The following is a 25,933-nucleotide window of genomic DNA, read 5'->3' as shown; positions in this document are numbered from 1 at the left end:
CTCACCGGTTGCCCATTGGGGACATTTTTGCGTATATTCACCACACCAAAAGATCCCCATTCTTTATGAGCATCGTAGTCTCCAACATCAAATTTCACAACAACCAGCAGCTCGATTATTTCGGGCACAAGATCAAAAAAACAATGATCCCGGTTTCTTCGCCCTACGTGCGCAGGCATGTGAAAGAAGTGATCGACTTTGCGGGGATCAAAAAATCCGACCGGATTATCGACGTGGCTTGTGGAATGGGGAAATACACGCTCAACTTCCTGGCTCAGGGCTACCGGGTGGAGGGGCTCGACTTATCGCCGTTCCTTTTGCAGCAGCTATTGGTTTACAACGACAACAAGTTTCCCGTCAAACTCCACGCCGCCGACATTCTAGACGCGCCCGAGGAGCTGAACGACCAGTTTGATGTGGTTATGGGTTTCATGGCCCTTCACCATTTCCATAGCCTGCATGCTTGTTTCCAGGCCATGTACCGCATATGCAAACCGGGCGGAAAACTGGTATTTCTCGAACCGAACGCCTACAACCCGCTGTACTACCTGCAAATCGCATTGACCCCGGGGATGTCGTGGGAAGGCGATAAGGGCGTGGCAGACATGACTAAAAAGAAGCTCTTCGAGGCGATGGATTACGCCGGCTGGAAGAATTTGAATATTAAAAGATTTGGCTTTTACCCACCCTTCCTCTCCAATACCGCATTGGGCCAGAAAAGCGAACCCGTCCTGGAAAAAATTCCGGGATTGAACACTTTTCTGCCTTTCCAGATCATCACAGCAGAAAAAAGATGATTGAAGAAAAAAGAGAAAAGTGGCTTGTGTCCTACCCGGACGACGGCAACTCGGTGTGTTTCGAAATGGAAGACATGTCGTTTTGGTATCAGCACCGGAATGGCTGCCTTGTAGAGGCTATGAAGGCAAATGGTTTTCCCAAAGATTTCCTTGATATCGGAGGCGGGAACGGCATTACCGCACTGGCCATGCAGAATGCGGGCTACAACGTAACGCTGGTGGAGCCTTATGCTACCGGGGTCGAGAATGCGCGGAAGCGGGGAATCCGGTCCACTATCCAGAATACACTGGAGGAATATGTGACCAAAGCTAATGGAACTGCTCCTGCGGCGGGATTCTTCGATGTAATGGAGCATATCAGTGATGATAAATCCTTCCTCGAAAATATCAACCGACTGCTCACTCCCGACGGACAGATCATGCTCACAGTACCCGCATTCCAGAGCTTATGGTCCGAAAACGACGTCCAACTCGGGCATTTCCGGCGGTATACCCTCGGACAACTCTCCACATTGCTTGCGGAGGCGGGGTTCAAGGTGACTTATGCCACCTATTTCTTTTCGCTGGTGTGGGCGCCGATGTGGCTTGCGCGGGTATTGCCCGAGAAGTTCGGGATAAAAAAAGATAACACCCCTGAAAAGAAACGAAACGAACATATGGCCGGCCGCCCTGCCACCGCACGTCTGCTAAGGCGTTTGCTCGGCTGGGAGGCAAATGCCATCCGAAGCAAAACAAGAATCCCATTTGGTACCAGTTGCCTGATCGTTGCACAGAAAACAAGATCCTTGTGAACCAAAATTTACCCAACCATTTCCAGCTCTTTTTATTCTCGACCGACCCGGCGACCGTCCGAACGGCCATCGCAGCGGGCGTGGATGGCATCATCGTCGATTGGGAGAATCAGGGAAAGAAGCTGCGGCAGGAGAATTTCGACACACAGATCAATTATGACACTTATGAAGATCTGTGCCGCGTGCGGGAAGTAACTCCGGGAGGCAAACTGATTTGCAGGATCAACGGCTTCTCGCCCGAGTATACCTATGAGGAAGTCGAGCTCGCGTTGCGTGCGGGAGCTGACGAAATCTTCCTGCCGATGGTAAGGACCGTCGCAGAAGCACGCGACACACTACAAATGATCGGTGGGCGGGCCGGATTTAATATTCTGATCGAAACAACCTCGGCGCTCGACTGCGTCACCGAACTTAGCAAACTGCCTCTCCGCAGGGCCTATATAGGACTCAACGACCTGCATATTCAGCAAAACAGCCGGAACATTTTCGTTCCGCTCATGAATGGCACGGTAACCGACATTCGCCGGCAATTCGAAATACCCCTTGGTGCGGGAGGCGTAACTTACCCGCCAAACGGCCAACCGATCGCCAGCAAATACCTGATCAATGAATACGCGCGTTTGGGCATCGATTTCAGTTTCCTGCGCCGTACATTCATCAAGGACTACGCCCATCACAGCATGGAACATATGATCCACCACATCAGAAATGCGTACGATGAAGCACGAAGCCGATCCGGCGAACAAGTGTCTGCGGATTTCCAGGCATTCCGCGAGCAGGTCGAAAGCTGGACCACCAATCCGCATCACGCATGATCCTTCTGATGTATGACCCGGTACAGGCACATTTACAGCGCCTGCAACAAGCCGCGCCGGATCAGGAAATAGCCATTGCACATTCACTCGCAGAAGCGCGGGCGCTCATCGAAAATGCTGAAATTGTGCTCGGCAACCGTTACTTTATCCAAAGTCTCCCCTTCGCCCGTAAGCTCCGCTGGATGCAATCCAACTCGGTGGGAGTTGACATTATTTTAACCGAAAAGCAACTGCTTCTGGAAAGAGGTGTTACCCTCACCTGCGCACGCGGCGTGTACGATGCCGAACTGGCCGAACATACGCTCACGCTATTACTGGCGCTGTTCCGAAATATCCATTTGCTTCGCGACGAGCAGGTAGCACACTCCTGGCAGCGGCATAGGTTACGCACGCTGCATGGCAGTCGCTGCCTCATTCTCGGCTGGGGCAGCCTCGCGCAGGAGATCGCACGACTGATTACCGCCATCGGCGGGCATGTTGCCGCGGTAAGAAACCAACCCGGAAATTCGGAAGAGCAGGGTATTTCGATATTTGGGCAACAAAACTGGCAGATGCAGTTGGCCTATACAGATGCGCTGATCGTTTGTCTTCCAAAAACGCCTGGTACGCATCATTTTGTAAACCCGGCTATCCTGAACCAGCTGCCTGAACGGGCATTCGTGATCAACATCGGCAGAGGCGGAACGCTCGACGACCAGGCATTACTCGAAAGCGTGCAAGCAGGGAAATTGGCCGGCGCCGCGCTGGATGTATTCGAAGAGGAGCCCTTACCTGCCTCGCACCCGATGTGGACGGAGCCCCGGATACTGATCACCCCGCATGTAGGCCGCAGTCTCGAAGGGCCGGAATTCAAATGGCAGCCGCTTTTTGAAGAAAACCTCGCACGCTACATGCGCGGGGAAACGTTGCTGAATGTCGTCAACTACGAAAAGGGTTATTGATGATCAGCATTGTTATTCCCGTATACAAAAGTGCTTCGACGTTGGCTACCCTGCACGACCGGATCAGCCGGATGGCTGCCTTGCTCCCGGTTCCCTGTGAGATTGTGTATGTCAATGACGCTTCGCCGGACCACTCACTGGGCATTCTACAACAGTTGCCGGCGACGATTTCCTTTCATATCATTAATCTGAAAAGAAATGCTGGCCAGAGCAGCGCATTGATTGCCGGAATGGCATTTGCACAGGGAAAGATCATCGCCACCATGGATGCCGATTTGCAGGACGAACCCGAGAACCTTCCGGCGTTGATCGACGCATTAAAGCCGGGGTTAGATGTTGTGTTTGCCAAACGCCATGGGAAATATGAGTCTCCCGGACGGCTGCTGACCTCCTTTTTTTTCAAAGGAATGGTGCATTGGTTTTCAGGCAGGAAAATACCGATGAACGCGGGACTTTTTATGGTGCTGCGGAAAGATGCCGTCGGGGATTTCACTTCATACCTGCCCTACTCGCCGTACCTCATCGGGCTGGTCGCCCGGGCAAGTTTGCGATGCACCACGATAACGGTGGAGCGCCCAGGGAATGCATTCGGTGAGACTTCCTACACATTCCGGAAGCGCATGCGCGTAGCCCGCAGTTTTTTCCGTACGCTTCGGCTTCCAACTCCCAAACCGGGTGCAGAACGCCTTGAATGGCTAAATTCACATCTTTTGGCCGATCATTTATATATCGCCCGAAACCAGTGAAAGCGGGTTGCTGACATGCCGTTTGTGGCGTGACTAATTGGTAAAACCGCATTAAATAGCCATACCACACTGATTATCAAGCATTACAAGAAAGATGAATTTCCTGAGAGAGGACTTCAACGACCAACAGGGGCAATTTTATAATGTCAAACATCTCTCCTATTCACCTTTTATTGTAATTTTGACCAAAGTCTGAATTTCGACCAAGAACAAAAATACCTTAACAAGCGATATGGCAGAAGTAATTCGTATGCCCAAGATGAGCGACACCATGGAAGAAGGTGTTATCGCGGAATGGCACAAAAAAGTAGGTGATAAAATTAAATCCGGTGAAGTGATTGCTGAGGTAGAAACCGACAAAGCAACCATGGACCTTGAATCTTACTGGGACGGTACCCTTCTATATATCGGCGTAAAAAAAGGCGACGCAGTACCTATCGACGGTATCATGGCGGTCGTTGGCGCTGAGGGTGAGGATTACCAATCGCTGCTCGACGGTGCCGGCTCAAATGGTGCTGCTGCGGCTCCTGCTCCCGAAGCACCGAAAGCAGAAGCTCCGGCCCCTGCGGTTGAAACTGTAAGTGCACCCGCTGCGAAACCTGCTACGGCTGCCGCTTCTACCGAAAAAATCAATGCTGCGGTGGTTCGCATGCCTAAAATGAGCGATACCATGGAAGAGGGTACGCTGGTTTCCTGGCAGAAAAAAGTAGGTGATAAAGTAAAATCAGGAGATATCCTGGCCGAAGTTGAAACCGACAAGGCTACGATGGAACTGGAAGCATACGAAGACGGTACACTACTTTACGTAGGTATTAAAGAAGGCGACGCTGTACCTGTGGACGCAATCATCGCCGTAATCGGTGAGGAAGGATCGAATGTGGAAGCATTGCTGGCACGTGAAAACGGCGAAGCTCCCGCTGAAACTGCTGCTCCAGCGCAGGCTGCGGCTCCCGCACCCGCTGTAAATGGCTCTGAGAAAGCCGTTTCGGTAGCGGATTCGAACGAGCGCGTGAAAGCATCTCCATTGGCGAAACGCCTGGCCGACGAAAAAGGCATTAACCTGAGCGAAGTTTCAGGAAGCGGCGACAACGGACGCATCGTGAAACGCGATGTGGACGAGTTCAAACCTTCTGCACAACCTGCACCGGCTGCGGCCCCTGCCGCTCAGTCTGCACCGGCTGCCAAAGCAGAAGCGGCTCCTGCGGCTGCTGTACCTGCAACGGGCGATTTTGTGGATACTCCAATCTCGCAAATGCGCAAAACCATTGCGCGCCGCCTGAGCGAAAGCTTGTTCACTGCGCCTCACTTCTACGTGACCATGGAAATCAACATGGACAAGGCAATGGCATTGCGCCCGCAGCTGAACGAAGTGGCTACCGCGAAGATATCATTCAACGACATGGTGATCAAAGCTTGCGCAGTGGCGTTGAAGCAGCACCCTGCTGTAAACTCCGCATGGCTGGGTGACAAGATCCGGAAATACAATTATGTCAATATCGGTGTAGCTGTGGCGGTAGACGAAGGTCTGCTCGTGCCGGTGATCCGCGAGGCTGACAAGAAAACGCTTTCTGCCATTTCAGGTGAAGTAAAAGACCTGGCCGGCAAAGCGAAAGATAAAAAACTGCAACCGAAAGACTGGGAAGGCAATACATTCTCGGTATCGAATCTCGGTATGTTCGGCGTAGACGAATTTACAGCGATCATCAACCCGCCGGATTCCTGCATCCTGGCGATCGGTGCAATCAAGAAAGTAGCTGCTTTCAAGGAAGATGGAACGGTTTACCCGACCAACATCATGAAGGTTACGCTTTCGGCCGACCACCGCGTGGTAGACGGCGCAACCGCAGCTCAATTCTTGCTGACAGTGAAGAAACTGTTGGAAGAACCAATGAGCATGCTGGTTTAACGAAAATACAAATGCATGAAAAAGTGTCAGGCCCGCAAGGTCTGGCACTTTTGTTTTCAGAGGGTTTTTGTTTCAAACGCGACTAACATTTGCATTTAAATATTAATATGGAGAAAATACACGCTACTACCGTCCTCGGGGTGCTGCACAACGGAACTGTCGCCCTCGGCGCGGACGGCCAGGCTACAATGGGCAATACGGTTGCCAAGAGTAATGTAAAAAAGATCCGCACGCTGCAAGGCGGCAAAATCCTCGTCGGCTTCGCCGGATCCACGGCCGATGCATTCACGCTGCTGGACCGATTTGAAGAAAAACTGAACGGCTACGGCGGCAACATGAAACGCGCAGCCATTGAACTGGCGAAAGACTGGCGTACGGACCGCTATCTCCGCAAGTTGGAAGCGATGATGATTACCGCCAATAAGGATGAAATTCTCGTCATTTCAGGAACGGGTGACGTTTTGGAGCCAGAAAACGGCATTGCCTCCATCGGCTCGGGCGGGAACTTTGCATTATCGGCAGCGCAGGCGTTGAAAAAACATGCTACGCATTTAAGTGCGGAGGAAATGGTGCGGGAAGGGTTGACGATCGCGGCGGATCTTTGCATTTATACCAATCATAATCTCGTGATAGAGAAAGTCGTGCAGTAGTGAAACGAATGGCGCGAAGCTCTGGCTTCGTGCCCACTATTCGCAGGCCTCCGGCCGGTCGGAACATCCTGCAAGGCAGCCAGAGGCTGCATAATAGCGTGCGCGAAGCAGGAGTTTCGCGCCATCGTCTTCACAATTGTTGTTGCATGCCAAACGGCATTGGCGAATCGATACGCAATACCATTTTGCTACCAATATTACGTCGCTAACGCGACTTTGCATTTTTCATTGCAAGTGCCGTTAGGCACGTAACATTGGTAGAAAAACGGTGTAATCAGAATTCAATTTGAATCCCGTTAGGGATGTAACAACAACTACAATCCTTCAAAGCTCCGCCATCAGCGTCATCAGCTTCACCAGCGAATCGGAAATGACCCGGTTACTACCCGGTACGTACTTGTGCGCGATGATGGTAAAGCTCAGCAATGCCCCCGATTTTGCATTTACATACCCCGCAAACGCCCGCGTACCTTCGATGGACCCGCTCTTCACACGCATATTACCCGCTGCGTGTGAGCCCTTACCAAGATTACGAACAGTACCGTTCTGCCCCAGAACAGCGATACTTTGGTAGAAATCCTTGAAGCTGACATCTTTATTGGCCAGATTTAGAATATCCGTCAGACTACCCGCGGTAATGGAACCGGAAGGTGACAATCCGCTTCCGTCTTTAATGTAAAAACCCCTCAAATCCGCTCCCCTGCCCGACCAGTAGCCGGTAATGGCCGTAGCGGCATCGTCGAACCCGGAACTGCCCGAGAGCCGTTTGCCCGATTGCTTGAAAAACACATCGGCAAAGAGGTTAATGCTCCAAAAATTGGCCTGTTGACAAAGTTCGCGCAGGGGCGGCGACTTATATTCATCGATGATTTTCTTGGGGTTGGGAGTCAGGAGATTCGGATTTCCGGGAAGATCCTCAGCTTCCGCCACAACCACGCCGCTGCCAGCCAATGCATTTTTCAATGCATAAGCCGTGTACCATGCCGGATCGGGAATGGAGCCTTTTACCGTAAAGACCGCATTACCGGCCGGCACTGTACCCGTAAGCAGCACATTGTTTCCCAGCGGACTGCTGTAAATGATCGTCTGGTCGCCCGAACCGCGTTCGCCGGTCGTCACCTGATTTGTAAATGACAAATATGGAATCGCCGGTTCCGTACCGAGTACGGTCGTTGGGTCACCCGGATCTACGCCCGGTTTAAATTTGACACGGTAGAGGTTTTCATTAAAATTGAGCCCCTGTACGCCAGCTCCATAATAATTCCCCATATCGCCCCATATCCAAGTACTGGCGACAGCTTCTTTGTCAAAAAAAGAGGCATCGGCAATGACTTTGCCTTTGATGTACTTTATACCCGCTTTTTTCACTGCCGCCACCCACCGGCTGATCATTTCGGGCGCCGTAGGATAACCTTTAAACCGGTCACTTCCGAGTGACGGATCGCCGGTTCCATGCATGTAAATGTTGCCGACAAGCGTATCGCCGCGCAGAATACCGTCGTGTTCGAGGAAAGTCTGGAATCTGAAATCACCTCCGAACAGCGCCAGAACTGTTGCGGTAGAGACGAGCTTCAAGGTAGATGCGGAAGGCAGCGAACGCTCCGCATTCAATGCAAATAAATTTTTACCCTCTTTTACAGCCTTTACGCTCACTGCCAGCGAGCCGCTCCGCATGAACTCGCTGTTTTGCAGTTCAAGCACGGCATCGCTGAATCGGACCAGTCCGGTACTGTCGATGACTTGTGCCGATACAGCGCGGCACGCCAGGAGTATGTAAAACAAAAGAAGGGTGGTTCTCATCATATTAAATATTCGCCGGACACAAAAATGATGCCGCTTTGTCTAATCTAGCAACTAATGTCCGCATCTCAGGCTGTTTTTTGGTACTTTTGTAAGATATTAGACAAACGATTAGTAGTTTACAAAGAAAAGATACAATAGTGATATTGATTTTTCCGCCAGATGAAAAATGCAATATAGCTTTCACCCCATACTATTTATATGAAATTGACATTTTGGGGGGCTTCGCAGCAGGTCACAGGTAGTATGTTCCTTTTGGAATCGGACGACTACCGCATCCTGATCGACTGCGGCTCCGATTTTGATCTGGATGAGATCGGCAAGAAAACAAGATATGAACAGCAGAAGAGCGTTTTCCCGTTTGAACCCAGTCTGATCAACACCGTACTGCTCACACACGCGCACATTGATCACTCGGGTAACATTCCCAACCTGTATAAGGAGGGTTTCGAAGGCCGGGTCGTTTGCACCGAGCCTACCATGGCTCTAACCTCGCTTTTGCTGAAAGACGCGGCCAATCTGCACCAGAAACGACTCAACTCACGGGTTAACTCCAAGAAAAGAAGCGGCAAGAAGAAGCGTGAAGTGCCTATGGATTATTATGTTGAAAAACATGTGATCGAGGCCATGGACAATTTTGTGCCCGTTGCTTTCGGGCAGCGCTACCGCATTGCCGACAATGTGACGGTAACCTACTATGCCGCTGGTCATTTGCTGGGTGCAGCGCATATTGTACTGGAAGTGTATGAGGATGGCGAGAAAAAACGGCTATGCTTTTCGGGCGACATCGGCCGGAAGAACTATCCGCTGCTGATCGACCCGCAGGAAATTCCGCAGGTGGATTACCTGATCTGTGAATCGACTTACGGAAACAGATTGCACGAAGACAAGCGTGGCACAGTAGAAACGCTGGCGGATGTGATCAAACGGACCTGCATCGATATTCCTGGCAGGCTTATTATCCCGTCTTTTAGCGTCGGCAGAACCCAGGCATTGCTTTACACGCTCAACAAGCTCTATCTCGACCGCTCTTTCCCCTTCATTAAAGTATTCTCCGACAGCCCATTGGCCCACAGCAGCACCAAGGTGTACCAAAAACATTCCCGGATGCTGAACAAGGAGGCGCGCGACTTTAAAGAAGAGAATGACATGCTCTTCGATTTCGAAAATCTGATCTACCTCGAAAGTGCCGACGCGAGCCGCGCGGTTTCGAACTATAACGAGCCTTGCATTATCATTTCATCGTCGGGAATGGTACAGGGCGGGCGCGTGGAAGCGCACGTGGAGGCCAATATCGGCAATCCTTATGCGACGATCCTGATGATCGGTTATGCCTCGGAAGGTACGCTCGGATGGCGGCTTTTGAATGGGCAGGATACGATCTCGATTCGCGGAAAGCAGTACCCGGTCTTGGCTAATATTGAAAAAATTGACGTATTTAGCGGCCACGGAGACCAAAACGACTTAATTAATTTTGTAAAAATGCAGGATCCGGAAAAACTGAAACGCGTTTTCCTCGTCCACGGAGAGCAGCAAAGCATGGCTGAATTCCAGAGTAAAATCCAGGAAATCGGCTATCATTCGGTGGAAACGCCGTTAAGGGGCACTACTTACGAACTCTGACCGCCCCCGATCCCGCCCACTAATCACAGAACCTGAATTATGAGAACATACCTCGATTTTGAAAAGCCTATGGCCGAGCTCGAACGCAAGCTCGAAGAAATGAAAGCGTTGGCGAATGAAAACAATGTGGATTTTTCGGACGCCATTGCGTTGCTGGAAGGCAACATCACCAACCTTCGAAAAGAAATATTTGAAAACCTCACGCGCTGGCAGCGTGTGCAGCTCTCCCGCCACCCCGATCGCCCCTACACGCTTGACTACATCGAACTGATCTGCGATGAGTTCATCGAATTGCACGGAGACCGCCAGGTGCGCGACGATCCGGCTATTATCGGTGGTCTGGCGAACGTCGGCGGGCAATCGTTCATGCTCATCGGGCAGCAAAAAGGCCGTAATACCAAGCAGCGCCAGCACCGGAACTTCGGTATGCCGAACCCGGAAGGTTACCGCAAGGCATTGCGCCTGATGAAACTGGCCGAGAAATTCAACAAGCCTATCGTGACGCTGATCGACACACCGGGTGCATTCCCGGGTATGGAAGCCGAAGAGCGCGGACAGGGCGAGGCGATTGCACGCAACCTGAAAGAGATGTTCATGCTGAAAGTACCGGTGATCTGTATCGTGATCGGCGAAGGTGCTTCCGGGGGTGCATTGGGTATTGCCATCGGCGACCGCGTATTGATGCTCGAAAACACCTGGTACTCGGTAATTTCCCCTGAAAACTGCTCGGCGATCCTTTGGAGAAGCTGGGATTTCAAGGAGCAGGCGGCCGAGGCGATGAAAATCACAGCCAAGGATATGACCAACTATAAGCTGGTAGACGGCATTATCGCCGAACCGCTGGGGGGGGCACACCTCGACCACAAATGGATGGCCGAAGAGCTGAAAAGAACAATTCTCGAAAATATTGCCGAACTCGGCGCCATCAGCGAGCAGGACCGTATCGACCAGCGTATCGATAAATTCTGTGCAATGGGCGTGGTAGTAGAAGCGTAAGCGTATCCATGAAAAACGACCAAATCAGGAACATCATTTTCGACCTCGGTGACGTCATTCTCAACATCGACGTCCCCATTGCTTCCAAATCATTTGCCGATCTGAGCGGGCGCGAGCAGCACGAGATCCTGACGATTTTCAAAGAGAGCGAAATTTTCCGCCAGTTTGAAACCGGCCTGATGGACGAACCGACGTTCCGGAACTACGTGCGTGAAATCCTGAATTTTCCTGATCTGTCGGACGAAGCCATCGACACCGCCTGGAACAGCCTGCTGCTCGATCTTCCGCCCGAGCGCGTGGAGCTGCTGAAAAAGCTGGCGACGAAATACCGGCTGTTCCTGCTCAGCAACACCAGCTCGATCCACATTACACAGGTCAACAAGATCCTGGAAGCATCGACGGGTGTTGAAAAGCTGGAAGATTTGTTCGAAATCGTTTTTCTTTCCTACGAAATGGGCCTGATGAAGCCCGATCCCCGTATTTACCAGGAAGTGCTCGAAAAAGCCGGCCTGAAAGCGGAAGAAACGCTTTTCCTCGACGACAATGCGGACAACATCCGCAGCGCAGGCGAGCTCGGCATCGAAACCATCCACGTCCAAAAGCCGGTCACTATTCTGGAATACCTTCAAGACTATGCAGTCTAACACACGAACCCACGTCATCCAGGCAGCCCTTTTTATCATCACCATCATCACCACGACGATGGCTGGTGCCGAATGGATGTTCGGTAACATATTCGGATTCGTTTATGACATGCTTTTTTTCCTGATCGGCAAACCGGATGGGAAGGAAGTGCCCATTCCTACCAAACCCATGGGTTGGGCGGAATTTGTGCAGGGCTTCCATTTTTCGATACCATTCCTACTGATCCTTACGATCCATGAATTCGGCCACTATTTCGTTGCCAAAGCCCATAAAGTGAGAGTTACACTGCCCTACTACATTCCGCTGTGGTTCGGCATCTCGCAAAGCATTGGTACGCTCGGTGCATTCATCCGTATCAAGGAAGTGGTGAAATCGCGGGTCAAGTTCTTCGATATAGGTATCGCAGGGCCGCTGGCTGGCTTTGTGGCTGCATTGGTAGTGCTTTGGTATGGATTCACCCATTTGCCGCCGCCGGATTACATTTTCAAAATCCACCCCGAATACGAGCGTTTCGGGCTGAATTACCCCCAATTCGCTTACGAAAACCCGGCCGGTAACCTGATGCTTGGGGATAATATCCTGTTCTGGTTTTTCAAAAACTACGTGGCCGATCCTGCGCGCCTACCGCATGCGTATGAGATCATCCATTACCCCTATCTTTTTGCGGGATATCTGGCATTGTTCTTCACTTCCCTGAACCTCATCCCGATCGGCCAGCTCGATGGCGGCCATATTCTCTATGGTATGATCGGCAAGAAGCGTTTCAATGTTGTGGCACCGGTTCTGTTCGGTATTTTCGCATTCTATGCGGGTTTGGGCGTGTTCCGCACGGAGTCCTTTGCGACTGGCAGCGATGCCGTGTTTTACGAACGGCTGTTCTACCTTGCCATTTACGTCTATTTCCTTTATATCTGTTTCAAACGCGCATTCGATAACCCGTCGACAGCGTTGATGACCAGTCTGCTGATCGTCGTTGGCCAGTTTGCCGTCACCTACATTCGCCCGGATTGGGACGGTTCGGTCAATTTACTGCCGTTTGTATTCATCCTGGGCCGTTTTCTCGGCATCCGCCACCCCGAAACGGAGGATAACACGCCACTCGACACCCCGCGGTTTATCCTTGGTATTGTCGCCTTCGTGATTTTCGTGATCTCGTTTAGCCCCACGCCGTTTATTATCATCGAGTAAAGGAGATAAGCCCCGTTCAACCCTTTTACTTTTTGAAAAAGGCTGAATATGGCAATACAAATTTCCCGCAGACACTTCCTGGCGACATTTGGCGCGATTCCTTTCATGGGGTCTGCCACGCTCGCCGATCCACTATACACCTATTCAGTCAAAGGAAAAATCCTCACTTCTGAACTGGGGACATCGCTTATTCATGAGCACGTCCTCGTCGATTTTATCGGGGCTGAAAAGATTTCACCGGATCGCTGGAAGCATGATGAAGTAATCCGGAAAGTCCTGCCCTACTTGCTTGAAATCAAACAGCGGGGCATTCAAACCCTGGTAGAATGCACGCCTGCATTCATTGGCAGGGATGTGGTTTTGTTAAAGAAGCTCTCCGAGCAATCGGGCCTGAATATCCTGACCAATACCGGGTATTACGGCGCGTCGGACAATAAGTATTTACCCAAATGGGCATTCACTGAAACTGCCGAACAGTTGGCAAACCGCTGGATTACCGAGTTCGAGCATGGCATCGAAGGTACCGGCATTCGGCCGGGATTTATCAAGACCGGTGTCAATAGCGGTGCATTGTCCGAACTTCATCAAAAGCTGATCGAAGCGGCAGCCTTCACGCATTTGAAAACCGGACTTACCATCTGCGCTCACACGGGACCTGCATTGCCTGCGCGCGAGGAAATTGAAATATTGAAACAATCGGGCGTGCACCCGTCTGCATTCGTATGGGTACACGCAAGCGGGAGCGCGGAGGAGCTGGACAGTGTAGGCCAAAGCGGCTGCTGGATCAGCCTGGATGGCGTTAACACCGACAATATCGCCAAGCATGTTGAGTTGCTTACTTTTTTGAAAAACAAAGGACGCCTCGCCCAGGTGCTGATTTCGCACGATGCCGGCTGGTACCGGCCAGGAGAGCCTGGCGGAGGCGAGTTTCGAGGCTACACAGCCATTTCCGACAAGCTCATTCCTGCATTGAAAACAAATAGCTTTACCGAAGCCGATATCCGCACATTGATGGTCACCAACCCTGCCAAAGCATTTGCAATAAGCGTTCGCAAAGGTTAACGGGTCTTATTTCTCTATCCTGAACTCAGTCCAGCCATCAGGCCGTGTCTCCAAAGCAAAATCGAAGCCGTGATTGCCCAGTATTTCGCGGGTTAATGTGAGGCCTATACCCTGCCCGTCTCTTTTAGTGCTGAAAAACGGGTTGAATAACTGGCTGCCCACTTCCGGATCGATCGGCTTTCCGTTATTACGAATAACCAGACGGTCGTTCGTCGCGCTGATCCGCACCTCCTGCCCGCTCTCACAAGCTTCCACGGCATTCTTGATCACATTGATCAGCACCTGTTCCATTTGCCCCTTATCTACATTCCAGAACACGTTTTCCTGCGATTCACTCATCACTTTAACATTCCGGGTAGACGCCGCATTCTGCATAAACACAGCCACATCACGCATGAGCGCGCCCATATCCGTACGCACCTGCACAGGCGCGGGCAAGCGCACCACATCCGCGAAATTGCGCATGAAGCGCGTGAGTTGCTGGTTGCGCTCCGACGCGATATGCAATGCGTCCTTGATATCGCCATAGTCGGTATCCGGCAGCAAATGCGTGGTGGTCTGCAAGATCGAATCAGTGGCGCCCAGGGTGTTATTCACTTCATGGGCCATCATCCTGATCACCTTACCATAAGCATTCTTCTCCGATTCGAGAATTTCGTTGGTCAGCTCCTCGATCATCAGAAACGAACGCCGGAAACCGCGGTCCATGAAATGCGAACGCTGCGCCTTGAACGTTGCAATGCCATTGGTTTTGATCATTCTGGATTCCCCGTCCAGCAGGCCGGCCAGCTCACCGAGCAGCGGCAGGTCAGTTTCCTCCGGCTTTTTGCCAATTAGCGTGCCATGGTCTTGCCCAAACTGACTTTTCGCCTTGCTATTGAGTGATTCGATACGGTCGTCGTAGTCGAGGATAATGATGGAAATGGGCGATGCTTCGATGAGTTTTTCCAAAAAGAAATGCTGCTCGTTCAGCTTGATACGCTCCTCGCGGAGCTGATCGATCATCATATTATAAACCTCTATCAGCACATCGACCTCCCCTTTACCTGTCGGGACAAATTTGATCGAAAAATCCTTGTCCTTAATGGCTTCGATTCCGGACTTCACAAATTGGATAGGTTGCATAAAATTGTTGTAGAGAATGATAGACATACCGGCCGACAGCAGCAGAAACACTTCCGAGGCGATAAAGAGGGCCTTATTCTCAAATAGCAGCTTGTAAACCAGCAGAACCAGCACCAGGTGCAATGCCGCGATATAGGCAATGTATTTCGTCTTCGTGGACAACCTCATACTTCCTCCGAATCAAACGAGATGCCAAATTTCTCCAACCGCCGGTACAATGCAAACCGGGTGATTCCCAGAGAGCGGGCTACCTTGCTTACCTTGTTCTGATGGTGCTGCATGGCCCGGACGATCATCTGGTACTCCATTTCCTCCAATGTAATGCTGCCAACTTCGGGCACATGCTTTTGTGCGGATACCGCATTGCCGGCATGCAGGTTACGCTGAAAATCGTCGATATCGAGCACATTGTTACCCGCCAAAAGTACCGTCCGCTCCACGAGGTTCTTCAACTGCCGGATATTGCCTTGCAGCGGCTGCGTTTTGAGCCATTTCAAAGCCGCATTGCTGATTTTCAGTTCCGGCCGGTTGTAAATGGCTTTCAGGTTATCTGCAAAAAACGTGGAGAGGAGCGGAATATCGTCGGGCCGCTCGCGCAATGCGGGGAGCTTTACGGTGATGAGGTTAATGCGGTAGTAGAGGTCCTCGCGGAATGTACCCTGCGCTACCATTTCTTCCAGATTCCGGTTGGTAGCGCAAATAACCCGCACATCCACCGTCCGGCTCTTACTGCTACCCAACGGCTCGAAGGTACGCTCCTGCAATACGCGCAGGAGTTTCACCTGGCTCGACAGATCCAGCTCGCCGATTTCGTCCAGAAAAATCGTCCCCCGGTGTGCCATTTCGAAACGGCCCATCCGGTCGGTTTTGGCGTCGGTAAATGCGCCCCGCACATGCCCGAACAGCTCACTCTCGAATAGCGTGGAAGAAATACCGCCCAGGTTCACCTTCACGAATGGCCGCATTTTACGGCGGCTGTTGAGGTGAATTGCCTCGGCAATGAGCTCCTTACCCGTTCCGCTCTCGCCCGTAATGAGCACGGGCGCGTCCGTGGGTGCTACCCGGCCGATGGTTTCCAGGATATCGAGCAGCTTAGGGTCTGCGCCGACGATGTTTTCGAAATGATATTGCTGGTCGAGCTTCCGCCGGCTTCCCGCCTGCTGGGCCGGTTTGGCCAGGTTCAGAATCGTGCGAATGGACTGGATCAGGTAATCGTTCTGCCAGGGCTTGGTCACGAAATCGGCAGCGCCTTCTTTCATCCCTCTCACCGCAAGGTCGATCGTCCCCCAGCCGGTAATCAGGATCACCGGAATAGCCGCATTGTGCTTTTTGATCCGCTGCAACAAATGCATTCCCTCCCGCCCCGAAGTTTCAATCGAAAAATTCAGGTCGAGCAATATCAGCTCCGGCGTCGCTGCTTTCAGTATTTCAAACGTTTCCTCCGGCGACCCTGCGCCACGCACCTCGAACCCCTCCTTTTTCAAAAGGAGCAAGAGAGAGGTACGGATAGCCAGGTCGTCGTCTACGATTAGGAGCATGGTGGAGTTTTATGAGCGATGTTTTTTTGACCATGGACCGCTGACGGCTGACGGCCGACAAGCGTTTTGTCATGTGTTGTCAGGGGTGGTCAGATGTTGTCAGGATTAGTCGTAGGGTCATCAACAACAATACCTTCTATAAAATGACAATACATGACAACACCTGACTATAAATGACCACACCGGACTTATGCGCACAACCACTCGGCGGTCATTCGTCATTCCTCATGCAACGCCACAGCCGGATGTATGGTCGCGGCTTGCTTGCTGGGGAACCAGGCGCATATTGTTACAATGATATAAATTACGGCGACGGCCGCCAAAATCGCGATGATGTAAATTTCCTTATCCAGGTCAAAAACATTCATGAGCGGGAACTGGACAGCAAAAATAAGGCCGATAATGAGGCTGAATGTAGCCAGTACCCATATTTCGCCGAGAAACTGGCCGGTAACTTTGGATTCGGTGGCACCCATGGCACGGCGCAGGCCAATTTCGCCCTTGCGTTTAGCAATGTTAAGATTCAAAACACCAAAAAGGCCCAAGGCGACATTCGTCAATAAAAACCCGCTCACAATCAGGAATATCAGCACCGGAACGAGGGTCAGGTTCTCACGATTTTTACGCGAATCTTTGAGATACCCCACTTCTACACCCCAGCCGGGCAGCAGCATCGCAATGTCCTTCACCAGGCGTGCTTCAAAATGCGCATCGGTACCCGGTTTGGTTTTGATGAGAATGTTCGAATTCCAACGGTCGTTTTTTTCCAGGATCTGAAACAGGCCCGGCGTATCCGACATAAACTGTCCTTTCGCCTTAAACCTATCCACAATGCCGACGACTTTATACATCGTCTTATCATCCCGTTTGATGACCTTGTTCAGGCCGGATTCATTTTGAAACAATTTATCCTCCATAGCCTGATTAATCACAATCGGAATGAACTTACCCGCCAGGTCGCTTTCAGCATACCATCGGCCCTTTTTAAGTGGTAAATCAAGCACTTTGGCCAGTTCGGTATCGGTGTAATAAAAGTCTCCGCCTACATTAACCTTGTTGTAAGTTACGGAATTACCAATCTGATTCGCCGAAAAGGGCGTGTTACTGCTCATGCGGCTGGCGGTAATTACCTCAGGATACGCGCGCACGCGTTGCAGGGCGCGTTGCAATTTCGGGGCCAGTTCGGTGGTGTCCTGGTTGGATGATAGTTCCAGGTTCCATACCTGTTCGTATTGAAAGCCGATCGGCTGCAAGTAGTTGCGCAGGTTGAAAACAATGAGCGTGAGCACGCCGAAAAGTACCATAAAAGCAGCCCATACCTCGATAATGAGGAGGGAATGCGTGCCTTTTTTATTCCATATCAGTTTGAAAAGATGTCGTAGCATGGCTAGTCAATGTTGAATGACTGAATGATTGAATGAGTGAATGAGTGAACAGGTAAATCAAACTTTCAGCGCTTCGGCTATTTTCAGTTTCGACATTCTGAAAGCCGGCAACACGCCCGACAGCAGCCCGAAAACGAGACAGACTAATACGCTGACCAGGAACACCGGCAGGTTGATCGTCAGGTCGGCGTAGGCGATCCATCCGCTGGAATTGATGAAATGGATGACTACCAGCGTCAGGATCAGCGCAAACGCGCCGCCGATGAAGGTGATGAATACATTTTCGATGATAAACTGCCACAAAAGTGCTTTCGAAGGCGCCCCGAATGCCTTCCTGACACCGATTTCGGAGGCACGCTCGAGAATGCGGCTTACATTGACATTCACCAGATTCACAGCCGGAAGCCCCATGATCATCAGGAACACCAGCCCCACAATCACGTAAAGGGTAATCCGGTCCTTGTCGTTTCTTGCAAAAGTGTTGAGGAAATGATCGAAATAGGTATCCGCTTTGACGATCAGGACGTTGAAATGATTGTTGTCAGAGTATTCCGAACGCGGGATACGGGCAACGTAACTGTCAAACTCTGCCTGGACCTCTGGAAGATCGGCCGGGCTTTTGGTTAATACAATGGCCGCAAACCGCCCACGGATTCCCTTGTTCTCATAGTTGCTTTTGGGGGCGGTATAGGGAAAATAAACATCCGAGTAAGTGTAAACCCTGGTTGGCGGGCTCCCTTTCACGACGCCGATCACCCGGTAATTGATGTTTTCGATATCGATCGTTTTGCCCACTACCGTTTCTGCGTCATTTCCAAAATACTGCTCACGCAGCGCATCCGTAATCACCGCCACGTGGTCGGCATTGCGAATGTTCGTTTCATCATAAGGTTTTCCTTCCAGGAACTCAAAGTCGGTTACCGACCAGAAATCGACATCGGTGTATTTGGTGTTCAGCTTGATCCGCTTTCCATTCGTGTAAGCGTTCGAGAAGCTGAAATTGCTCATGATAGCTACGCGCTCAGCCGATTTGATCGACTTGGCATATTTCGTCAAAAAGTCGAAAGAAGCGGGCCCCGAGGACATCGTGGTGTTGGCCGAATCGGTTTGGACAATGTTGGCAATATACAGCGACCGGCCCCGCTTGTTTTCCGGGTAATGCGCCCCGAAAAGATGGTCGACGAAAGAAGTCACCACCATGAGCACCGTCAGCGTAAGCGTTATGCCGAATAACGTAATGAAAGTATAGAAAGGATGCCGCAGCAATACCTTCCAGGCGATTTTTATGTAGTTTGAGAGCATTGGTAATGGATTTGAATGAACGAATAAAAGTCAAGCGTGGTCAGGTATAGTCAGGTGTGGCCAGACGTGGTCATGAAATTGTCAAAACAAAAACTACGCATAACCAAGCGTGACCACCCTTGACAACACCTGACCTTTTCCGTTACCTCTTCAACTAACCTGCGTCCCGTCAAACAAGCGTATCAACCGGTCGGTCTTCTTTGCCATTGCTTCGTCGTGGGTGACCATTACGATGGTGGCACCGTCGCTGTTCAGCTTTTGCAGGATACCGAGGATTTCGTTGCCCATGGCGCTATCGAGGTTACCGGTAGGCTCGTCGGCGAGGATGATTTCAGGGTTACCGACAATCGCCCTCGCGATGGCGACGCGCTGCTTCTGCCCGCCCGAAAGTTGCTTGGGAAAATGCTTCATGCGGTTACTCAACCCCACCTTTTCCAATGCCGCCTGTGCGAGCTCCCGACGCTGCTTCGCCGACGTATTCCTGTAAAGCAGCGGAATTTCGACATTATCTATCACCGATAGATCATTGATCAGGTGAAAGCTCTGAAAAATGAAGCCCAGCTTGCGGTTGCGTAATTCGGCCAGGTGCTTGTCGGTATAGCGCTCCACCGGCGAGCCATCGATCTCGATCTGACCCTTCGAAGGCGCATCGAGCAGCCCGATGATGTTCAGCAATGTACTCTTCCCACAACCCGAAGGCCCCATGATCGAAACGAACTCCCCTTTCTTCACATCGATATTGATGTTGTTCAAAGCCAGCGTTTCAATCGAACTGGTGCGGTACACTTTTTCTACGTTTTGTAATTTGATCATGGCGTTGGTACTGGTATGTTGGATGTTTTGGTTTCTGACCGCCGACCGCTGACCGCCGAATGGCTGCTTGGTATGGTGGCTGTTGGCGCTCTGCTCTTGGTATATTTTACATTTAACTCAAAATCACTTAAATAGCCCACCAACACCGTTTCTCGGTTAACAAACCAAAATTAGCGAACTCAAAAGTCGGCGGTCAGCGGTCGGTCGTCAATAGGCAATCTTCCTATTCTGCTCAAAGTCATAAAGCGTCAGCAATCGCAAACTGTAATACGCCTGCCAGTAATCCCTTAAAGCGAGGATGAAGTCGCGGCGGGCGATGTCTTTTTCCTGCGTGGCGATTCCGAGGTCGGTTACGCTGAGGTCGCTGAGGATGAAACGCTCCTTCGCGATCTGGTAGCGGTCGGCGGCGATGCCGTCGGCGACTTGCGTGAGTTTTACCTGCTTTTGCAGCATTTGTAAAAGGGTTACCTGGGTAAATATTTCCTGCTCAAAGGTAAGCTTATCCTGCTCCACCGATTGCTGCGCAAATTCCTGAGCGGCCCGGGCGACCTCGGTTCTGGCCTTGTTTCGCCCCCAGGTGAGGATAGGCAGCGTGAGTTGCAACTCTACAAATTCGCGGTCCTGCGGGCTCACGTACACGTCGCGCGGGAGGCTCCCTTGATTCGACAATCCGAAAGTAGCATTCAGTGTGGCGTTCAGCCCGTTGTTTTTCCGCGCCTGCTGCACGTCCCGCTCGGCTTCGAGCAGCCTCCGCCGGAATGCCACCGAGGCGGAGCGGTTCGCAAATGCCTCGTCGAGGGCAACCCTGGGGTCAATCGCAAACTCGCTGGCTTCTGCCGGAATACCCAGTTCCAGTTCGCGCTCGTCGCGCGAGCCCATATACATTTTCAGTTTGAGCGACGCCACTGCCGCCGACTGCTGCGCCGAAGCAAGGTCTTTTTGGGCAGTCAGCAGCCCCATTTGCAGCTGCAAAAGGTCGTTCTGGGAGATTTTGCCCAGTTCCAGCTTATGCTTCGCGATTTTAAAGAGCGTGTCATTATTACTCCGGTTTTTCTCCGCGATCTGCAAGTTCACCTGCGATACCAGCAGATCGAAATAATAACCAGTAGCATCCAGCGCCACCTGTTCCAACGACTGAATGTATTGCTGGTTGCCTTCCTGGTATTTCAAAGGCGAAATCCTGCGGTCCCATTTCAGCGGGTTAAACTGAAACAGCGGCTGTTTAATGCCTATTTCAAACGGAATGCCATTGTAACGCGTCACATCGCGCTGGAAATCGTCGAAACGCTGCATTTGCTGCTGCATGTAAACGGTACCGCCTGTCATGGCAATGCTCTGGCTGAGCGACAGGTTAAGCATGGAATTATTGTTCGAAACCGGCTGGAACGACACCGTTCCGTCGGGCTGCACGACTTCAATGTACGAGCGTGTAAAACCCGGCAGGGTTCCCAGCAGGCTCAGTTGCGGCTTGTAGTCGGCCTGGAACGACCGATACTGCCAGTAATTGGTCTTCTTTTGCGTCACGGCCTGCTTGGAAGCGATCGATTGCTCTTTCGACTGCTGCACTACATCTTCGAGCGTCAATTTTCGGATTTGGGCAGAAACAGTGCCGGAAAGCAGAACAAAAACCCAGAGGAAAAGCTTTCTCATAATCATTGAATGGTTAGCTCTTCCAGGTGTTCGTAATCATTCATATTGGTCAGGATCACCTTCTCCCCTGCTTTCAGGCCGCTTTTAATTTCGACATAATCAAAATTGGAAAGGCCGGTTTCAATCTCCTTCCGGCGTGCCTTGCCGTTTTCGAGAATATACACATATTGTTTCCGCTTACCTGTAAACGCCGGGCCATTCGCTACCCGCAGAGTTTGGGCACTCTTGCTCGTGACCACATACACCTCCACCTTCATATTGGGCCTGAGCGACTCGTTTCGAGCATTGTCGAGCTGGATCGTGAAGCCGATCACGCCATCCTTCACGGCCGGTTTCACCTGCGTAATCACCCCACGCAGTTGTACATCATTAATTTTGATAATGGCTCCGAGCCCTGCCTTCACCTGATCCGCGTAGACATCCGAGCAGCTTCCCTCGACCCGAAAACTGCCCAGATCAGCCACTTTGGCCAGCATTTCGCCTTCATTCACCGACGAGCCGATATTCTCGTTCACCCACGTGAGCACGCCCGGGCGATCCGCGACGATGTCGGCCATTTTGAGCTTATGCTGTAATTCCTGCAAGTTTTTGCCTTCAATCCGGGCCCCGAGCTCGGTCTCCCGCAAGCTGGCCCCCATTGACTCGCGATTGTATTTCAGGTCGTTTTCCAGCTGTTTCTTTTCCAATTCGGCAATTTTCAATGCGTTTTCGGCGCGGGTAATGTCCTCGATGGTCCCGCCGCCCACTTTTTGCAGCCTTTTCGCATCTTCAAAATCAGCTTTCAGTTTATTGATATTCAAAGATTTGATCTCATCATTAATCTCGGCATCATACAAATTCTTGTTGAGCTTCATACGCAGCTGATCGATACCATTCTTTTTCAATTCGAGCTGGTCTTCGTAGCGCTCGAACTCGATCTCGGTCAATGATTTGTCGAGTTCAACGATCGGCTGCCCGGGCTTCACCCGTGTGCCGGGCGTAAGCAGTATGCGCTTGATGCTCGCGCGGATGGGACTTGTGAAGATCTGCTCGTAGGCTGGGATAATCTCCCCCGAAGCGGTAAGCGTGTTTTCGACGTCACCGGTTTCGACAGTACCGGTTCTCACGCGGGCGCTTTCGAGTGTACTGGAAAGCGATTCCTTAAAAAAGTAAAACAGAACAGTCAGCCCGATACCTACGGCACCGATAATCACCCATCGGCGGGTCCTGGTTTGCTTGACATATTCCGGTGCAATTTCCCGATCCATGTGGGTTTGATTGGAGGTTTTCAGTGAAAAAATTCATGGCTAATACGCCTTCATTTATCCGAAATCCGTGCCAATTCATAACAGATTACAAATCAACCAATTACATCAATATACAAAAACAAAAAACCGTGCGATAACGCACGGTCGGTGTGATTTCAAACGTATTTCTTCCGCTGTTAGCTTTCCGGTCAGGTCTTCAACTTCTTCTTTTTAGCAGCTGGGAAAAGAATGTTGTTCAGGATCAAACGATAGCCGGCCGAGTTCGGGTGCAGGTTCAGATCCGTAGGTTCTTCACCAACGCGATGCTGATAATCCTCGGGGTCGTGGCCACCGTAGAATGTGAAAAAGCCCTTGCCGTGCGTGCTGTGAATGTAGCGCGCTTCCTTGGCATTTTTGTTCTCTGCCAGAATGATCACCTCGGGTTTGATCAGCCTGTTTTTGAATGCAGTGGTCTGTCCCAGAAAACCTTTGATGATGGTCTGGTGATTTTGCGTGAGCATACTCGGCACGGGATCCCATTTGGCCGAAAACTGGAAGAGCGAGAAGAAATCGTTCGATTCGATCATTCCTCGTTCGTCGGGCTGGTTATCGATGTCCGAAAACTCGATTTCGTAGGGATACGGGATCGTTTTGAAGTCCTGGAATGCAAAGGAATTGTTGTAATTCAGCTTGGTGTTCGCCGAAGGGTCGGCAGGAGTTCCGTCGTACATCGCGTCCACAATATCCACCCCGTCGGCGGCCAGCGCAATGTCAAAAGTATCCGTTGCATTGCACATCGCAAACATATAGCCTCCCCCGGTCACGAACTCGGCGATCTTTTTGGCAACGGCCAGCTTCATTTGCGGCACATTGTTGAACTGGAACTTGGTAGCGGTCTCTTCTGCTTCCTTCTTTTGCTCGCGGTACCAGGGATAATCCTTGTATTGGAAGAACTTACCGAACTGACCTGTGAAATCCTCGTGGTGCAAATGCAGCCAGTCGTATTCGGGTAACTTGTTATTCAACACTTCGTCGTCATAGACCACATCGTACGGAATCTCCGCATAGGTAAGCACGAGCGTCACCGCATCGTCCCAGGGCAGCTTGGATTTGGGAGAATACACCGCAATACGGGGTGCCTTTTGCAGTTTCACCGCATCCATATTCACATCCGGCGAACTGATCTGGTTCAATATCTGCCCGGCCTGGGCTTCGGAGATCACCTCGAAGCTAACGCCGCGCACGGTCATTTCAGATGCAAACTGCTGATTGTAAGCCACCATAAAACTGCCTCCCCTGTAATTGAGGAGCCAGTCCATTTCCATTTCATAGTTTTTCAGTATCCAGAAAGATATGCCGTAAGCCTTCAAATGGTTCTTTTGTGACTCGTCCATCGGGATCAGCAGGCGGTTTGCCATAGCATTCAGCGAGCCGATCAAAAAAATGACGAGCGGGATATACAGGCGTATCACTGGTTTGATTCTTTCGACTTTCATGCGCAGTTTTACATTCAGGTAAAGATTAAATATAATAAAGAATCCGGCACGTTCCGAAATCAGTCACAAAACTCGTACCGGTTTCCAACGCCCTGTAACATTTCCGGCTCCTGTACGGAATTCATACAGACACTATTACTAACGACCAAACACTGTTTCTGGTGCACCACCTTTACACGCCATGATTATACGCGAAAACATCGAAGAAGGCCTGCGTTCGATCCAAAGTAACCTCCTCCGGACTGTGCTGACAGCCATGATCATCGCCATCGGCATTACCTCCCTCGTGGGGATACTCACGGCCATCGACGGTATTCAGGGATCCGTTAACAGCAGCTTCGCCGACTTAGGCGCCAACACATTCACCGTTCGCAACCGCGTGGACGACGATTTCCGCAGCGGAGGTCGCCGCAGCAAACAATATCCGTCGGTCACCTACCGCCAGGCCAAAACCTTCGCCGACAAATTCAAAACTACCTATCAGGCCACCGCATCGCTTTCGGCCGACATTGCCGGAGCGGTACAAGTCAACTACCGGAGCAACAAAACCAACCCGAACAGCAACGTGGTCGGCTCCGACGAACAGTACCTGGGCATTAACGGCTACAAGATCAGCCTCGGCCGTAATCTGGATAGGAATGACCTCGAAAAATCCCTGAATGTTGCAGTATTGGGCCAGGAAATTGCGCGCAAACTTTTCGAACGCGCGGACCCGCTCAACAAGGAGATCACCTTCATGGGCAGCCGGTATAAAGTAATAGGAGTTTTGGACAAAAAGGGCTCTCTGGGAGGCAATAACAACTCCGACCGGCTCATCCTCATTCCACTCGAAGACGGCCGCGGGCTCGCCGCTAACCGTACGCTCACTTACAATATCACCGCCTCAGCCCCCAATGTTTCCGATGGCGATATGATCGTGGAGGAAGCCCGCGGCATGATGCGCCGCATCCGCAACGACGAGCTGGGTAAGGAAGACTCGTTTACCATCGACCGCGCCGACGCCATGGTGAAGGATTTCGCGAACATCACCGGTTATCTGCGTATCGGCGGTTTTGTAATCGGCACTGTAACGCTGCTTGGTGCTTCCATTGCGTTGATGAACATCATGCTGGTCTCAGTTACCGAACGGACGCGTGAAATCGGCATCCGCAAATCGCTCGGCGCCACTCCACGTGTAATCCGCATGCAATTTCTCATCGAAGCCATTGTGGTCTGTATTCTCGGCGGCATCGGCGGGCTGATCCTCGGAATCATCGTCGGCAACTCCATTACGGGCGTCATCAGTGAAAACGCCACCTTTGTTGTCCCTTGGCTCTGGATGGCTGTCGGTATTGCCATATGCGTGATGGTGGGTGTGCTTTCGGGCATTTACCCGGCCATCAAGGCATCGCGCCTGGATCCGATCGAGGCATTGCGCTATGAATAAGCAGGTTAGCAA

The 25,933-nt window shown here is 51.3% G+C and carries 22 protein-coding genes; 13 read left to right on the top strand and 9 right to left on the bottom strand.

What is annotated here, in order from left to right; all coding sequences use genetic code 11:
- Window positions 1-65 precede the first annotated feature (65 nt).
- From CLV60_RS30690 to hslV, 7 genes are all read left to right on the top strand, one after another.
- Window positions 66-797, top strand: coding sequence for a class I SAM-dependent methyltransferase (locus CLV60_RS30690; RefSeq protein WP_106599231.1), 732 nt, complete (start codon window positions 66-68; stop codon window positions 795-797).
- Window positions 794-1,588 (top strand): class I SAM-dependent methyltransferase, encoded by a 795-nt coding sequence (locus CLV60_RS30685; RefSeq protein ID WP_106599230.1) that lies wholly within the window; start codon window positions 794-796, stop codon window positions 1,586-1,588. Before CLV60_RS30690 ends, CLV60_RS30685 begins: the two co-directional genes overlap by 4 nt.
- A complete protein-coding gene (locus CLV60_RS30680; protein ID WP_170118909.1) occupies window positions 1,585-2,403 on the top strand; it encodes an aldolase/citrate lyase family protein in 819 nt (272 codons plus the stop codon). Before CLV60_RS30685 ends, CLV60_RS30680 begins: the two co-directional genes overlap by 4 nt.
- On the top strand, window positions 2,400-3,344 hold the full coding sequence (locus CLV60_RS30675) for a D-2-hydroxyacid dehydrogenase (protein ID WP_106599228.1): 945 nt from the start codon (window positions 2,400-2,402) through the stop codon (window positions 3,342-3,344). The genes CLV60_RS30680 and CLV60_RS30675 overlap by 4 nt, the downstream gene beginning before the upstream one ends.
- Window positions 3,344-4,090 carry a glycosyltransferase family 2 protein gene (locus CLV60_RS30670; RefSeq protein ID WP_106599227.1) on the top strand — a complete coding sequence of 249 codons (747 nt, stop codon included), beginning with the start codon at window positions 3,344-3,346 and terminating at the stop codon, window positions 4,088-4,090. Before CLV60_RS30675 ends, CLV60_RS30670 begins: the two co-directional genes overlap by 1 nt.
- Window positions 4,091-4,322: 232 nt before the next feature.
- Complete coding sequence (locus CLV60_RS30665; RefSeq protein ID WP_106599226.1) at window positions 4,323-5,996, top strand: pyruvate dehydrogenase complex dihydrolipoamide acetyltransferase; 1,674 nt, start codon at window positions 4,323-4,325, stop codon at window positions 5,994-5,996.
- Between the two features lie 107 nt (window positions 5,997-6,103).
- Window positions 6,104-6,646 (top strand): ATP-dependent protease subunit HslV, encoded by a 543-nt coding sequence (gene hslV / locus CLV60_RS30660; RefSeq protein WP_015815054.1) that lies wholly within the window; start codon window positions 6,104-6,106, stop codon window positions 6,644-6,646.
- Window positions 6,647-6,970: 324 nt separating this feature from the next.
- On the opposite strand, the gene dacB is transcribed toward hslV, so the two are convergent.
- A complete protein-coding gene (gene dacB, locus CLV60_RS30655) occupies window positions 6,971-8,428 on the bottom strand; it encodes a D-alanyl-D-alanine carboxypeptidase/D-alanyl-D-alanine endopeptidase (RefSeq protein ID WP_229211205.1) in 1,458 nt (485 codons plus the stop codon).
- Between the two features lie 219 nt (window positions 8,429-8,647).
- Between dacB and CLV60_RS30650 the strand changes: the two genes are divergently transcribed.
- From CLV60_RS30650 to CLV60_RS30630, 5 genes are read left to right on the top strand one after another with little or no spacing between them, the layout of a single operon-like run.
- Window positions 8,648-10,069, top strand: a complete 1,422-nt coding sequence (locus CLV60_RS30650) for an MBL fold metallo-hydrolase RNA specificity domain-containing protein (RefSeq protein ID WP_106599224.1) — start codon at window positions 8,648-8,650, stop codon at window positions 10,067-10,069.
- A gap of 39 nt (window positions 10,070-10,108) precedes the next feature.
- Complete coding sequence (locus CLV60_RS30645) at window positions 10,109-11,065, top strand: acetyl-CoA carboxylase carboxyltransferase subunit alpha (protein ID WP_106599223.1); 957 nt, start codon at window positions 10,109-10,111, stop codon at window positions 11,063-11,065.
- Window positions 11,066-11,073: 8 nt separating this feature from the next.
- The gene (locus CLV60_RS30640; protein WP_106599222.1) at window positions 11,074-11,709 is read left to right on the top strand and encodes an HAD family hydrolase; all 636 of its coding nucleotides are present in this window, start codon (window positions 11,074-11,076) and stop codon (window positions 11,707-11,709) included.
- Entirely contained in the window at window positions 11,699-12,898 is a 1,200-nt protein-coding gene (locus CLV60_RS30635) for a site-2 protease family protein (protein ID WP_106599221.1), read from the top strand. Before CLV60_RS30640 ends, CLV60_RS30635 begins: the two co-directional genes overlap by 11 nt.
- A gap of 48 nt (window positions 12,899-12,946) precedes the next feature.
- Window positions 12,947-13,960 carry a phosphotriesterase family protein gene (locus CLV60_RS30630; protein WP_106599220.1) on the top strand — a complete coding sequence of 338 codons (1,014 nt, stop codon included), beginning with the start codon at window positions 12,947-12,949 and terminating at the stop codon, window positions 13,958-13,960.
- A 6-nt stretch (window positions 13,961-13,966) separates the two neighbouring features.
- Here the strand turns inward: CLV60_RS30630 and CLV60_RS30625 are convergent, their stop codons facing one another.
- The 8 genes from CLV60_RS30625 to CLV60_RS30590 form a co-directional block, all read right to left on the bottom strand.
- Window positions 13,967-15,253, bottom strand: a complete 1,287-nt coding sequence (locus CLV60_RS30625; protein WP_106599219.1) for a sensor histidine kinase — start codon at window positions 15,251-15,253, stop codon at window positions 13,967-13,969.
- Complete coding sequence (locus CLV60_RS30620) at window positions 15,250-16,623, bottom strand: sigma-54-dependent transcriptional regulator (RefSeq protein ID WP_106599218.1); 1,374 nt, start codon at window positions 16,621-16,623, stop codon at window positions 15,250-15,252. Before CLV60_RS30620 ends, CLV60_RS30625 begins: the two co-directional genes overlap by 4 nt.
- A gap of 218 nt (window positions 16,624-16,841) precedes the next feature.
- The gene (locus tag CLV60_RS30615) at window positions 16,842-18,008 is read right to left on the bottom strand and encodes an ABC transporter permease (RefSeq protein ID WP_106599217.1); all 1,167 of its coding nucleotides are present in this window, start codon (window positions 18,006-18,008) and stop codon (window positions 16,842-16,844) included.
- Between the two features lie 57 nt (window positions 18,009-18,065).
- Window positions 18,066-19,310 (bottom strand): ABC transporter permease, encoded by a 1,245-nt coding sequence (locus CLV60_RS30610; protein WP_106599216.1) that lies wholly within the window; start codon window positions 19,308-19,310, stop codon window positions 18,066-18,068.
- A 150-nt stretch (window positions 19,311-19,460) separates the two neighbouring features.
- The gene (locus CLV60_RS30605) at window positions 19,461-20,123 is read right to left on the bottom strand and encodes an ABC transporter ATP-binding protein (protein ID WP_106599215.1); all 663 of its coding nucleotides are present in this window, start codon (window positions 20,121-20,123) and stop codon (window positions 19,461-19,463) included.
- Between the two features lie 207 nt (window positions 20,124-20,330).
- Window positions 20,331-21,779 (bottom strand): TolC family protein, encoded by a 1,449-nt coding sequence (locus CLV60_RS30600; RefSeq protein ID WP_106599214.1) that lies wholly within the window; start codon window positions 21,777-21,779, stop codon window positions 20,331-20,333.
- Complete coding sequence (locus CLV60_RS30595; protein WP_106599213.1) at window positions 21,776-23,020, bottom strand: efflux RND transporter periplasmic adaptor subunit; 1,245 nt, start codon at window positions 23,018-23,020, stop codon at window positions 21,776-21,778. The genes CLV60_RS30600 and CLV60_RS30595 overlap by 4 nt, the downstream gene beginning before the upstream one ends.
- 188 nt (window positions 23,021-23,208) lie before the next feature.
- A complete protein-coding gene (locus tag CLV60_RS30590) occupies window positions 23,209-24,471 on the bottom strand; it encodes an asparagine synthetase B (protein ID WP_106599264.1) in 1,263 nt (420 codons plus the stop codon).
- Between the two features lie 205 nt (window positions 24,472-24,676).
- Here CLV60_RS30590 and CLV60_RS30585 point away from each other — a divergent pair, with 205 nt between their 5' ends.
- Window positions 24,677-25,921: an ABC transporter permease gene (locus tag CLV60_RS30585; protein WP_106599212.1), complete on the top strand. Its 1,245-nt coding sequence runs from the start codon at window positions 24,677-24,679 to the stop codon at window positions 25,919-25,921.
- Window positions 25,922-25,933 lie beyond the last annotated feature (12 nt).

Source organism: Dyadobacter jiangsuensis (genome assembly GCF_003014695.1).
GTDB classification, from domain to species: domain Bacteria; phylum Bacteroidota; class Bacteroidia; order Cytophagales; family Spirosomataceae; genus Dyadobacter; species Dyadobacter jiangsuensis.
This window is presented reverse-complemented; position numbering and strand designations above follow the sequence as displayed.

What these genes read in the sequence shown, in the direction of transcription:
- CLV60_RS30665 (WP_106599226.1), top strand. Translation starts at nt 4,323, where the DNA reads ATGGCAGAAGTAATTCGTATGCCCAAGATGAGCGACACCATGGAAGAA.
- CLV60_RS30615 (WP_106599217.1), bottom strand. Translation starts at nt 18,008, where the DNA reads ATGCTACGACATCTTTTCAAACTGATATGGAATAAAAAAGGCACGCAT.
- CLV60_RS30640 (WP_106599222.1), top strand. Translation starts at nt 11,074, where the DNA reads ATGAAAAACGACCAAATCAGGAACATCATTTTCGACCTCGGTGACGTC.
- CLV60_RS30670 (WP_106599227.1), top strand. Translation starts at nt 3,344, where the DNA reads ATGATCAGCATTGTTATTCCCGTATACAAAAGTGCTTCGACGTTGGCT.
- CLV60_RS30650 (WP_106599224.1), top strand. Translation starts at nt 8,648, where the DNA reads ATGAAATTGACATTTTGGGGGGCTTCGCAGCAGGTCACAGGTAGTATG.
- CLV60_RS30605 (WP_106599215.1), bottom strand. Translation starts at nt 20,123, where the DNA reads ATGATCAAATTACAAAACGTAGAAAAAGTGTACCGCACCAGTTCGATT.
- CLV60_RS30610 (WP_106599216.1), bottom strand. Translation starts at nt 19,310, where the DNA reads ATGCTCTCAAACTACATAAAAATCGCCTGGAAGGTATTGCTGCGGCAT.
- CLV60_RS30675 (WP_106599228.1), top strand. Translation starts at nt 2,400, where the DNA reads ATGATCCTTCTGATGTATGACCCGGTACAGGCACATTTACAGCGCCTG.
- CLV60_RS30585 (WP_106599212.1), top strand. Translation starts at nt 24,677, where the DNA reads ATGATTATACGCGAAAACATCGAAGAAGGCCTGCGTTCGATCCAAAGT.
- CLV60_RS30600 (WP_106599214.1), bottom strand. Translation starts at nt 21,779, where the DNA reads ATGATTATGAGAAAGCTTTTCCTCTGGGTTTTTGTTCTGCTTTCCGGC.
- CLV60_RS30630 (WP_106599220.1), top strand. Translation starts at nt 12,947, where the DNA reads ATGGCAATACAAATTTCCCGCAGACACTTCCTGGCGACATTTGGCGCG.
- CLV60_RS30595 (WP_106599213.1), bottom strand. Translation starts at nt 23,020, where the DNA reads ATGGATCGGGAAATTGCACCGGAATATGTCAAGCAAACCAGGACCCGC.
- CLV60_RS30635 (WP_106599221.1), top strand. Translation starts at nt 11,699, where the DNA reads ATGCAGTCTAACACACGAACCCACGTCATCCAGGCAGCCCTTTTTATC.
- hslV (WP_015815054.1), top strand. Translation starts at nt 6,104, where the DNA reads ATGGAGAAAATACACGCTACTACCGTCCTCGGGGTGCTGCACAACGGA.
- CLV60_RS30685 (WP_106599230.1), top strand. Translation starts at nt 794, where the DNA reads ATGATTGAAGAAAAAAGAGAAAAGTGGCTTGTGTCCTACCCGGACGAC.
- CLV60_RS30690 (WP_106599231.1), top strand. Translation starts at nt 66, where the DNA reads ATGAGCATCGTAGTCTCCAACATCAAATTTCACAACAACCAGCAGCTC.
- CLV60_RS30625 (WP_106599219.1), bottom strand. Translation starts at nt 15,253, where the DNA reads ATGAGGTTGTCCACGAAGACGAAATACATTGCCTATATCGCGGCATTG.
- CLV60_RS30620 (WP_106599218.1), bottom strand. Translation starts at nt 16,623, where the DNA reads ATGCTCCTAATCGTAGACGACGACCTGGCTATCCGTACCTCTCTCTTG.
- CLV60_RS30645 (WP_106599223.1), top strand. Translation starts at nt 10,109, where the DNA reads ATGAGAACATACCTCGATTTTGAAAAGCCTATGGCCGAGCTCGAACGC.